Origin of the sequence: Rhizobium sp. BT03 (assembly GCF_030053155.1) — a bacterium.
Taxonomy (GTDB): domain Bacteria; phylum Pseudomonadota; class Alphaproteobacteria; order Rhizobiales; family Rhizobiaceae; genus Rhizobium.
Window position 1 is genome coordinate 1,989,376 of sequence record NZ_CP125640.1, and the last position, 11,467, is coordinate 2,000,842.

General features: G+C 60.1%; 11 protein-coding genes. 7 read left to right on the forward strand and 4 right to left on the reverse strand.

The features are described from left to right. Positions 1 to 8 precede the first annotated feature (8 nt). Both QMO80_RS09810 and QMO80_RS09815 read right to left on the reverse strand, forming a co-directional pair. Complete coding sequence (locus QMO80_RS09810; protein ID WP_283199878.1) at positions 9 to 1,235, reverse strand: ROK family transcriptional regulator; 1,227 nt, start codon at positions 1,233 to 1,235, stop codon at positions 9 to 11. A gap of 61 nt (positions 1,236 to 1,296) precedes the next feature. Continuing rightward, positions 1,297 to 2,181 (reverse strand): sugar phosphate isomerase/epimerase, encoded by an 885-nt coding sequence (locus tag QMO80_RS09815; protein WP_283199879.1) that lies wholly within the window; start codon positions 2,179 to 2,181, stop codon positions 1,297 to 1,299. A gap of 296 nt (positions 2,182 to 2,477) precedes the next feature. On the opposite strand from QMO80_RS09815, the gene QMO80_RS09820 reads away from it, so the two are divergent. The 6 genes from QMO80_RS09820 to QMO80_RS09845 all read left to right on the forward strand — a co-directional run bounded on the left by QMO80_RS09820 (position 2,478) and on the right by QMO80_RS09845 (position 7,785). After that, entirely contained in the window at positions 2,478 to 3,911 is a 1,434-nt protein-coding gene (locus QMO80_RS09820; RefSeq protein ID WP_283199880.1) for an extracellular solute-binding protein, read from the forward strand. Positions 3,912 to 4,006: 95 nt separating this feature from the next. Further along, entirely contained in the window at positions 4,007 to 4,882 is an 876-nt protein-coding gene (locus QMO80_RS09825) for a carbohydrate ABC transporter permease (protein WP_283199881.1), read from the forward strand. Positions 4,883 to 4,886: 4 nt separating this feature from the next. Then, a complete protein-coding gene (locus QMO80_RS09830) occupies positions 4,887 to 5,723 on the forward strand; it encodes a carbohydrate ABC transporter permease (protein WP_283199882.1) in 837 nt (278 codons plus the stop codon). Positions 5,724 to 5,727: 4 nt separating this feature from the next. Beyond that, positions 5,728 to 5,934 carry a DUF2160 family membrane protein gene (locus QMO80_RS09835; protein ID WP_283199883.1) on the forward strand — a complete coding sequence of 69 codons (207 nt, stop codon included), beginning with the start codon at positions 5,728 to 5,730 and terminating at the stop codon, positions 5,932 to 5,934. Positions 5,935 to 5,986: 52 nt separating this feature from the next. Beyond that, a complete protein-coding gene (locus QMO80_RS09840) occupies positions 5,987 to 7,048 on the forward strand; it encodes an ABC transporter ATP-binding protein (protein WP_283199884.1) in 1,062 nt (353 codons plus the stop codon). 11 nt (positions 7,049 to 7,059) lie between these two features. Beyond that, on the forward strand, positions 7,060 to 7,785 hold the full coding sequence (locus tag QMO80_RS09845) for an SDR family oxidoreductase (RefSeq protein WP_283199885.1): 726 nt from the start codon (positions 7,060 to 7,062) through the stop codon (positions 7,783 to 7,785). Between the two features lie 32 nt (positions 7,786 to 7,817). Here QMO80_RS09845 and QMO80_RS09850 read toward each other — a convergent pair whose 3' ends face one another. After that, on the reverse strand, positions 7,818 to 8,018 hold the full coding sequence (locus QMO80_RS09850) for a hypothetical protein (RefSeq protein WP_283199886.1): 201 nt from the start codon (positions 8,016 to 8,018) through the stop codon (positions 7,818 to 7,820). A gap of 598 nt (positions 8,019 to 8,616) precedes the next feature. On the opposite strand from QMO80_RS09850, the gene QMO80_RS09855 reads away from it, so the two are divergent. After that, positions 8,617 to 10,503: a diguanylate cyclase gene (locus QMO80_RS09855; RefSeq protein WP_283199887.1), complete on the forward strand. Its 1,887-nt coding sequence runs from the start codon at positions 8,617 to 8,619 to the stop codon at positions 10,501 to 10,503. Positions 10,504 to 10,508: 5 nt separating this feature from the next. Here the strand turns inward: QMO80_RS09855 and QMO80_RS09860 are convergent, their stop codons facing one another. Further along, a complete protein-coding gene (locus QMO80_RS09860) occupies positions 10,509 to 11,282 on the reverse strand; it encodes a response regulator transcription factor (protein ID WP_283200155.1) in 774 nt (257 codons plus the stop codon). Positions 11,283 to 11,467 lie beyond the last annotated feature (185 nt).

Sequence of the window (11,467 nt, forward strand, 5' to 3'; positions counted from 1 at the left end):
TGTTGTCTTTAACTCAGCGCCGATTGGGCCGGCGCACCGTCCTCGCTGCCGAACTCCTCGTTCTCAAGCGACAGAAAGCGCTGGTGCAGCATGCATGCCGCCCCGAAGGCGGAACCGAACTCCGCATCATCGTCCACGACGATCTCCGGCGTGGGGAAAGCGATGTTCTGGCCTTCCGACATGTGGACCGCCACGCGGGCGGCCACCATCGGATAGAGGGATGCCACCGAGCCGCCCAGCACGATCCTGTCCGGGTCGAGCAGACGACAGGCCTGCAGCAATGCATAGGCGAGATGGCGCGACCAGGTTTCGGCGATATTGACCGCGGCCGGGACACGATCGCGAACGTCGCCAAGGAAGTCCTGCAGATCGGCGCCCTCGCGCCCGACGGCCTCGCGATACTGCCTGATCAGCACCTCGCGACCGATCAGCTGTTCGAACTTCTGGCCGCCGCTTCCCGGCACCAGCGTGTGGCCGATTTCTCCCGCCAGGCCGTGACCGCCGCGAAACAGCTTGCCATCGATCATGATACCGCCGCCGACGCCCGTTTCCATCAGCAGGAACAGAGTCACCCCTGCGGCGCCGTGGCGATAGCTGTCGCCGATCGCAAAGGCGTTGGCGTCGTTTTCGACCGCGATCGGGACGGCGGCCGGAAAGGCGGCCAGGAAGGCGGATCGGCCGATCTCCTTCAACGGCACATCCCGCCAGCCGATGATCGGCGCCAGGGTGACGAATCCATCGGGCCGGATATGGGCCGGCGTCGATATGCCGAGACCTTTGCACCTTTCGATCATGCTTTTCGCCATGGCGCCGATGATGAGCTCGATACCCTGCGCCACCGCCTCCTCCACCGTCGAAGAGGGCGTGTCGAACGCCATTTTCCGGCACACCCGAACGTCGGCGGAGAGATCGACGACGGCTGCCGATATATGCTCGACGCCGATCTCGATGCCGACGAAGAAGGCGGCGTCGGGAACCAGTTCGAGCATGATGCCGGGACGGCCGGCACGGGAATGTTCCAGGCGCGGCTTGCCGCTCTCTTCCGACTCCCGGACGAATCCGCCTTCCGTCAGTTCGCCGACGATCTCCCCGGAGGATGAGCGGTTCATGCCGAGCTTGCGGGCGAGATCGGCCCGGCTGAGGCTTCGGTGGGCGTAGATCGTCTGCAAGGCGGCGACGATGTTGTTCTGCCGGATCCTGCGCGGCGAACTTCCGATGGAGACGGTGTCGTTCATATGTCAATTCCCTTCAAGCCGCCCACCCTTACACGACTGGAACAGGCTGTCAGAAGGATAATCAGGGCCGCGCGTTTGTGGCGCGGCGACGCTTGGCCTCGTCATATTTCAGCTCGATGTAGCGCTTCGCGTGGGCGGCAAGCGGATCATTATCCTCCCAGGTATCGCGCCAGATCGCGCAGGCGAGCGACAGGCCTTCATCGACGACCGCCGTCGAGAAGCTTTCGAACACGACGTCTCTGTCGTAGCCGATGTCGAGCAGGGCGTCGAAGATCCGATCGAAGTCGATGACGCCGTCGCCGAGATAGCCGCGGTTGCTTTCGCCGATGTGGAAGTAACCGATCTTGTCGCCGGCAAGACGGATCGCGGCGGCCGGATTGGCTTCTTCGATGTTCATGTGGAACGTGTCGAGATGGAGACGAACATGCGCCGATCCCGTCTCGGAGATGAATTTGAGCCCCTGGGCCGTGGTGTTCAGCAGGTTGGTCTCGAAGCGGTTGACCACCTCCAGCACGAGATCGACATTCGCCTGCCTGGCGACCTCGCCGGTCGCGGCGATCGCGGCGACGCTGTTGTCCCAGCCCTTCTTCGTCGGCTGACGATTGTACTTGGTGTGCGCGGAATAAAGAATCCCGCCGAGCTTGTTGCCGCCGATATCGCGGACCGCGCGAACGGCATCGGCCAGCGTCTGCCTTCCCGCGGTCACCGCTGCAGCGTCCTCGCTCGATACGTCCTTGTCGAGCGGCAGCCCCATGGTCACGCCGATTTCCACGTCGAGAGACCGGGCCAGTTTTGCCAGCCGGTCGAGATCGAACCTCTCGGGGCGCAGATAGGCAAATTCGATGGTGCGATATCCGTGTTCGGCGGTCTTGTTGAGGGCCATCTCCAGCCCTTCCTGCGTTTGGCCGCCTGTCCATACAAATGAATGGATACCCAATCGACGCATAGGTCCTTCCTCCGCGATATGCCCTGTGAATGCGCACAGTGCTATGCCATTTAGTTTGGTAACACAACAAATAATTTTGAAGGCCCCTTTTTGTTGCCGCGCAAAAAATCTTTGCAATGCAGCATTTTATCCCGACTACCCTTGCGCTTCGACCTTTAAGGGAGATTACTTCTGCGAAAATCAAAGGGATAGGCCTATAATTTGCATGTTTAGACAACAAATATTGCGCTGCTGGTTTTTTTGTCCTACACAAGCACCGGCGAAATCATCTCGCTGCTATCTGGGAGGATTGGAAAATGCATTATGCTTTGAAGGCTAGCGCGCTTGCGCTGACGCTCGGCCTCGCCACGACGGCTTCGCCGGCCCGGGCTGATTTCTGGTCCGACGCCGGGGCCAAATACAAGGGCGTAACGCTGCACGGCGTCACCGAAAGCACCCCGCCGTCGAACTACATCAAGAACGTGCTCGCTCCGGAATTCGAAAAGAAGACCGGCATCAAGGTCGAAATCGAGACGACGTCCTGGGATCAGATGTACGACAAGGCCATCAAGGACATGGAAGCCAAGACCGGCATCTACGACATGGTCTATATCGAGCAGGACATCATCTATTCCTATCTGGCCAGGAATTTCCTCGTCGACATCACCAAGACGCTGAAGGACCAGCCGGATCTGAAGGCGCCGACCTATGACGATACGAACTTCACCAGCTTCGCCGATTACTTCAAGGACGCGAACGGCGATCTCTTCGGCACGCCGATGGAAGCTTTCCTGAAGACCTATCTCTATCGCAAGGACCTCTTCGACGATCCGAAGATCAAGGAGGCCTTCAAGAAGGAAACCGGCAAGGACCTGAAGCCGGCGACCACCCACGAGGAATACACTGAGATCGCCGAATTCTTCACCAAGTACGGCAAGGACAACGGCCTGGAACTCTGGGGCACGACCGCTCAGGCCCATACCGGCCATCCGGCATCCTGGTACGAATTCTTCGAATCCATCGTGCCGACGTTCGGCGTCTATAATTGGGGCATCGACGCCAAGAACTATTATGCGGCGACGGTCGAACACGGCGGCACGATGAACGGCGACAAGGCAAAGGCCGCACTGAAATATTGGCTGCACCTGCGCGACATCGCTCCGCCAGAATCGACGCAATCGACCTGGACGGAAACGGCGACGACCTTCGCCGCGGGCCGCGTCGCCCAGGGGCTGATCTATGGTGAGAATGCAGCGTGGATTGCAAGCGATGCCGCGCAGTCGAAGGTGGTGGGAAAGGTCGGGTTCGCCCTGCCGCCGCTCGAGCCGGGCGTGCTGGACGATGCGAAAGCCGGAAAGGGCTATATCGGCTATTACGACGGCGGCGCCTTCGGCGTGCCGGTCACATCGAAGAACAAGGAAGCGTCGCTGCTGTTTCTCGAATTCATCGGCCAGAACGAAGTACAGCCCGACTGGGCCATCGCCGCGCCGCGTATCACCAACAAGGCGACCTTCGACGATCCCAAGGTGAAGGAGATGGATACCAAGCTCGGCGGCTTCTACACGATGCTGAAGGACGAGGGCAAACTCTTCGCCGGCGCCCCTCCCTACCCCTTCCATGCGCAGGTGCGTGAAGCCACCGCGCCGATCTTCTACGACATCCTGACCGGCAAGATCGCTCCCGATGAGGGCCTCGACCAGATGGCGGCCAAGGCCGAAGAGGAGCTCACCTCGCTCGGCTATCGCAAATAAACATCCTCCCCAACTGACGGGTCGTTTCGACGACCCGTCATCTTTCGCTCCCTGGATGGGGCGGACGTCCACATAGCGTTCAACGGGGGATAGCAATGCATTCGCAGAAGCTCGGGTGGCTATTGCTGTCACCGACCATAGTGATCCTCGGGCTGTTCGGGATCTTTCCGTTCATCTACGTCCTCTGGGTCTCGTTCCATGCATGGAACCCGTTCGCGGCCAACCCCGGCATGGTCTTCAACTGGGCCGACAATTATCGACGGCTCGTCTTCGACGCCCAATTCCTGGCATCGCTCGGCATCACCCTGGCATTCGTCTTCTTCGCGGTCGTGTCGGAGCTGGTCCTCGGCTACATCCTCGCCCAGGCGCTGCTCAAGGATTTTCCTGGAAAAGCGGTGTTTCGCACGATCCACACCCTGCCGCTGATCATGGCGCCGATCATCGTCGGCTCCGTCTGGAAGCTGATGACCACACCGTCGATCGGCATCATCCCCCATCTTCTCAGGAGCTGGTTCGGCTACGATCTGAATATCGGCCAGAGTGCTGCCGCGGCCTTCACCGTCACTGTCATCATGGACATCTGGCACTGGACGCCGCTCGTCACCCTTTCGCTGATTGCCGCGCTGGTCTCGCTGCCGCCGGATCCGTTCGAGCAGGCGCAGATCGACGGCGCGGGCAAGAGCCAGATCTTCTGGCACATCACGCTTCCGCTGATCCGCCCGGCGCTCATCGCCACGGTGTTCATCCGGCTGATGGATGCGCTGCGCACCGTCGACGAGGTCCTGATGCTGACCGGCGGCGGCCCGGGTTCATCGACCCGCTACATCGGCGTCCATATTTTCAGGGAGGTCTTCCCCAAGACGAACTACGGCTACGGTTCGGCGATCTCGGTCATCGTCCTCTACCTCACCATCGTCGTCTGCTGGCTGCTCTATGTCGGCCTGATTGCGCCCCGCGTGAAGAGAGGCTGACGCGATGAAGACGCAGAACCCCTGGCTGCCGGTCGTGCTGTGGATCCTGATCAGCCTCGCGACCCTTTTCCCGATCTACTGGCTGTTCGTCATATCGGTGAAACAGCCCTTCGACCTGTTCTCGACGCCCGACGTCGTTCTCCGCAGCTTCTTCTGGAAGAACTACCAGGATGTGCTGACCAATCCGACCTTGCGCCGATACATGCTCAACTCGATGATCATTTCGTCGGGCAATGCGCTGCTCGTCACGACGCTCGGCTTTTTTGCCTGCTACGCGCTGACGCGCTTCGACCTCGCAGGCAAGGAAAGCATCTTCTTCTGGACGATCACCAACCGCATGGCGCCTCCGGCGGTCTTCCTGCTGCCACTTTTCCTGCTGCTGACGCAGGTCTACAAGATCGGCGATTTCTCGCTCGCCGATTCCCGGCTGGGCATGATCCTGGTCTACTGCTCCTTCAACCTTCCCTTCGCCATCTGGACGCTGCGCCCGACGGTCGAAGGAATTCCGAAGGAGTTGGACGAGGCGGCCTATATGGATGGCGCCAGCCCATGGACCGTCCTCTACGACATCGTCTTTCCCCTGGCGCGGCCCGGACTGGCGGTGACGCTGATCCTGACCTGGGTGTTTGCGTGGAACGAATATCTGCTGGCCGCGACGCTCACCAACTTCAATGCGCGAACCCTGACCACCGGCCTGTCGGAATATGTCACGACCACAGGCACGGCCTGGGGCATCATGGCCGCGATCTCGATGCTGACATTGGTCCCGGCGCTCATCGTCTTTTCGGTGGTGCAGCGCCACATCGTGGCCGGCCTGACCTTCGGCGCGGTGAAAGGGTGAAGCCATGACCTCTCCATCAGAAAACAACCCACGCAAGCCGGGATTTCTGCCGATCGAAACGAACTGGTTCGACCGGCTGTTCATCTCGGTGGTGATCTGGGTGGCGCTGTCGCTGTTCTGGATGCGGTTCATCGAGCCGTACGGGCTTTCGGTATGGTGCGCCGCGGCCATCTCGGCGGTCCTCGGCGCCTATATCGTCTGGAAGGGATGAGCCGATGGCTTCCGTCAACACACACGCCGCGCTGTTTTAGGGAGGAACGACATTGGCAAACGTACAGGTTAGCGACGTCACCAAGAGATATGGCGCGCTTCAGGTCATGCACGGCGTCAGCGTCGACATCGAGGACGGCGAATTCGTCGTGCTGGTCGGCCCCTCCGGATGCGGCAAGTCCACCCTGCTGCGGATGATTGCCGGTCTTGAGACCGTCAGCGGCGGCGACATCCGCATCGGCGGCCGCGTCGTCACCAACGCTCCGCCGAAGGAACGCGACATTGCGATGGTCTTTCAGAGCTACGCGCTCTACCCCCATAAGACGGTGGCCGAAAACATGGGCTTTCCGCTGAAGATGGCCAGGCGCCCCAAGGCGGAGATCGACGAGAAGGTCGGCAGGGCGGCAGAGATCCTCGACCTGACGCGCTATCTCGACCGCTATCCGAAGCAATTGTCGGGCGGGCAGCGTCAACGCGTGGCGATGGGCCGCGCCATCGTCCGCGATCCGCAGGTCTTCCTGTTCGACGAGCCGCTGTCCAATCTGGACGCCAAACTTCGCGTCACCATGCGCGTCGAAATCAAGGAGCTTCACCAGCGGCTGAAGACCACTACCGTCTACGTCACCCACGATCAGATCGAGGCCATGACGATGGCGAGCAAGATCGTGGTGATGCGCGACGGCAGGGTCGAGCAGGTCGGCAAGCCGCTCGATCTCTACGATTTCCCGGTCAACCTCTTCGTCGCCGGCTTCATCGGCAGCCCATCGATGAACTTCCTTCAGGGCCGCGTTACCTCACGCGACGGCCGGAAGGTCGTCGTCACCGACCAGGGCGTCGCCCTGCCCCTGGACAATACCAATGCCGATGACGGACGGGCCGTGACCTACGGCATAAGACCGGAGCATATCACCATCGGCGACGATGGCGTTCCCGTCGAGGTATCGGTGTTCGAGCCGACGGGTTCGGAGACATTGATCTTCGGCCGTACGCAAGGTGTACCGATCGACGCCTTGATCCGCGAGCGTATCGAGGTCGATCCCGGACGGACGGTGTATTTCCACATCGATCCCCGGCGAGCACATATCTTCGATCGGGAAACGGGCCAGAGACTGTAAGGGAGACGACCATGGACTTTAACGGAAAGACGGTCATCGTGACCGGTGCCGGCAAAGGCATCGGACGCGAAATTGCAAGGATGGTCGCCGAACGGGGTGCGCAGGTCGTCGCGCTGACCCGCGGTGCCGCCGACGTCGACGCGCTGCGTGGGGAAACCGGCTGCCGCGCCATCCAGGTCGATCTCGCCGACGCCGAGGCGACGAGGACGGCGGCGATCGCGGCCCTGCCCGCGGATTTCCTCGTCAACTGCGCCGGCACGACCGAATTGCAGCCGTTCCTGGAGACGACAGTCGAAGCGTTCGACCGTCTTGTCGCGGTCAACACCCGTGCGCCGATGATCTTGGCGCAGGAATATGCCCGTTTCCTGATCAAGCAGGGCCGCAAGGGCGCCATCGTTAACGTCTCGTCCGTCGCCTCCTTCATCGGCATCCCCGACCACGCCGCCTATTGTGCCTCGAAGGGCGGATTGGACGGCCTGACGCGGGTCATGGCAAAGGAACTCGGGCCGCACGGCATCCGCGCGAACGGCGTCCACCCGACAGTGACGCTGACGCCGATGGCGGTGAAGGCATGGAGCGATCCGGAGAAGGCCGCCGGGATGAAACAGCGCATTCCGGTCGGCCGCTTCGCCGAGCCGACCGATGTTGCCGAGGTTGTTCTGTTCCTGCTCTCGGATGAGGCGGCGATGGTGAACGGCATATCGATGCCGGTAGACGGCGGTTACATGATTGCTTGAGATCAACAGCGCTGCGTAAACGCGCAAAAGATCTACTGCACCAAGCGGCGCAACTGATCCTGATCGACGAAATGATCCGTCACGCCGGCCTCTTTATCAGGATGGCTGAAAACAAGACCATCGGCATCCTCAAGCTCCAGCGCTTGCTCAGCATTCATGATCCCGAGCGGCTGGCGCTCATACTCGGACTCAAGCGCCGCCTCGACGATGGCTTTTTTCTTGCGCATGTCCATGTCCTCCGTTCCTCCAGAGGTAACGGACGGCCGGACTCGCGGTTCCCATCGGGGTTTCACGATATGAGACCAGCTGAAACGAACACCCGACGGGCCGACATATCCAGGCCTGCCGCCGAGCCGCGCAGCCGACAGAGCAGCTGTTTGATCCGGATTTTCCCGTTCTATCCAAATTACGCAGGCAATATCGGCGGCCCTTCGGCACAAGCATTCTTTGTTAACTTGTGAACTGCACTTAATGGCTCCGGTCCATCGAGCAATGTCTCGATGCGCTGAATGCGCTTCGGCGCCGCTGCCGAACTCGTCACGCCACGAATGAATCATGGCGCTTTCCCCCGATGCCCATAAATGCACGACGTCTGGATGCTGCTCTCGAGGGGCAGCCGGACAGGCTTGCTTCCAACGACTGAGGTAAATGCATGATCTCGAGCCGCCTGCTGGTTATTGGCATGCGAGCGGTCGACGCAATCGGGTTGTCGATCATCCAGGCCGGATCGCCCAAATGAGCGGCACCGGGATGAGCGCGTTGTTAAGGATCGTCTTCAGACCAAAGGGGAAGCGGAAAACACGCCATACTCTCGCGTCGCGGGCGTTGCGGATGGCGGCACTGCGCATCGCGCTGGTCTGCGCCTGTGCGGGCGGCGTATCTTATTTTATCAATCATTCCGCGCTTGAGCGGTCGGTGCGCTCGCAGCTCTCTCTTTCGACGGAACAGGCTCTGCAGCGCGAGTCTCTGCCATTTCGCGAAGTGAAGGATCTTCAGAAGAATTTCCTCGCCGAGTTCGAGAGGATCTACGCGATACCGGAAGCCCGGCAATCCTTGGCCCGGGATTTCGACGATATTTTCTATCGCCATGAGGATGGATCCTACACCCAGCGTCCGGGATTGTTCGAAGGCGGGCCTTTGCCTGACGGGCGCAGATTTCCCGACATGTCGGCAACCTACGCGCCTGACGTGACGCCTGAGGCGGACGTGAAGACGCGGTTTGCGCTGTCCTATCTGCTCTCCTATCAATTCGGCTCTGCCGCCAAGGGCCGCCTCTTCAATTTCTATGGCGTGGTTCCGGAAAAAGGCTTCCCGATCTATCAGGCGGCCGACATCGCCAAGGTTTTCAAATATGAAGGCCCGGATGCGCTGAAGCTCGAAACCTTCGAATTTTACTCCCGCGGTTTCGGCGGGCCTCAAAACGATACTTTCTTTACGCGCATCTATTGGGACCCGTCCAATAGTGCATGGATGACGACGATCGCGACACCCGATGCGCCTGACGCTTCGGGCAAACATCGCATCATGGCCTGTGTCGACGTGCTGCTCGACGATCTGATGAAACGAACCGCCAATCCGACGCTGCCGGGGGCGCGGGCGACGATCTTTACGGCCGATGATCAGGGAACTCTGATCTTCGACGGCAAATACGCCGATGCGATCACTACCAGCGCCGGCGAAGCCTCGATTTCCTCGCTTGAAATCGCCGACTACCAGCCCTTGCTAAAGGCAAGCCAGTCGATCGAAGCGGGTTCGGTGTCGCTCATCGAGAGCACCAGCGAAATTACCGCCGTCGGCCGGATCCCGGATACGCCCTGGGCGCTTGCCGTCCATTATCCGAAATCCCTGATGCGGCCCGCCATCCTCACCAATCTCGGGATCGTCATCGCGGTCGGGCTGCTCACCCTGTTCGTCGAACTCTTCATCCTCCGTTCGATCCTGCAAAAGCAGGTCGCCGAACCGCTGGTGAGATTGATCCACGCCACGCAGCTGGTCGGCCGTTCCGGCGTTACCGTTGCCAACGACGCCCTGCCCACGCACTCCGACGACGAGATCGGCGAGCTTGCCCGCGATTTTGCGTCGATGGCCGCGCGCGTTCACGCAGCCCATGAAGCGCTTGAGGGAAAGATACGGGATCGAACCTCCGAGCTGGAGCGGCTCAATCAGAAGCTCCTGACGATCAGCCAGACGGACGAGATGACTGGTGTGGCCAACCGCCGTCGCTTCGACGAGGTTCTCGCAAGCGAGCTCGCCGGGCTTGGGCAAGGTCAGGACCTGCTGATGCTTGCCATGGTGGATGCCGATTGGTTCAAAGGCTACAACGACCGATACGGCCATCCGGCGGGAGACGCCTGCCTGAAGGAAATCGCCGGGGTGCTGGAACGCAATACGCGAAGCAAACAGGATCTGGTCGCCCGCTACGGCGGCGAGGAATTCGCCATCATTGCGCGGATCGCCTCGGCCGGCAACGCGCCCGTCATCGGACAGGCTCTCTGTTCGGCGATGGCGACCGTCAAGCTGGCGCATGAGGGATCGCCTTTCGGGCACGTGACACTCAGCGTCGGCATTGCGCTGGCGGCGGCGGATCAGAACATCTCTCCTGAGGCGCTGTTGCTCGAAGCCGATCGAGCGCTTTATCGTGCCAAGCAGGCAGGGCGAAATCAAGCCGTCGTTGCCGAGCCTTCCGCTGACACGCAGATACAGCAGATAGGCGCCTAAAAACTCTAGCTCGGGGAGGCGTCGGGGCCACCGGCGGCTCTTTGAATCAAGCGGGCAACCACTTCAGTGCGGTTCTGCGCCTGCAGCTTGCGCATGATGTGTTGCAGATGCATCTTCACCGTATGTCCCGACAAATTGAGTTTTCCGGCAATGACCTTGTTTGAACAGCCGGATTGCAACTCCGCGAGGACATCGGCCTCCCGGGGCGTGAAATCGGCAAGCGCCAGGTACTGCGTCCGATCATCCAAGCTTTTTTCGGCCTCGTTTCTGGTCGGACCATGCTCGTTTGAGCCGTTTGCGGCAGTTCCCAAAAGCTGCGGGAAAAATGTTCCTCCTGCCAGAACGAGACGAAGACCGGCAAGGGCGATGTCGATGGGAAGTGACGTCGAGAAAAAGCCGCGGATGCCGATCTTCAGCGCCTGACGGGCTATGATGGCGTCATCCGTACCTGAGAGCAACGTGATAGGAACCTCAGGAAAACGTGCAGCAATCGCGGCGAGATCATCCCGCAGGCTGGCGCTCTCGACATCTCTGCCGGCCAGATCCAATGCGATCAAACGCACCTCGGCTCCGAGCGCTCGATCGAGACTCTCGGTCGAGATCAAATCGATAAAGTTCCACCCGGCGAGCTCACGCTCAAGAAGCTTCACCACGGTCGTGCGCGCCAGTGTAGAATGCTCAATAATGATCACAGTTGGTGCATTGCGCCGGCGCTTTATTCCAGCACTGTCGGACACTTGCGTGCTCCCCAGAATATGTGCAACCCAACAGTTATTCATCCTATTCCAGTTCTCACGACATGTCATGATAAAAAGCGAGTGTATTCTCGTGATCAACCGTCGAATCTCTCATGATAATTCTTATAGTCTATAAGATTTCATCGATAGATAACTGGGATCGCAGAACACATTTAAAAGCTTGTTCATCGATATCTTCTGGTTTCACTTGTTGCCTAAGATTTTCC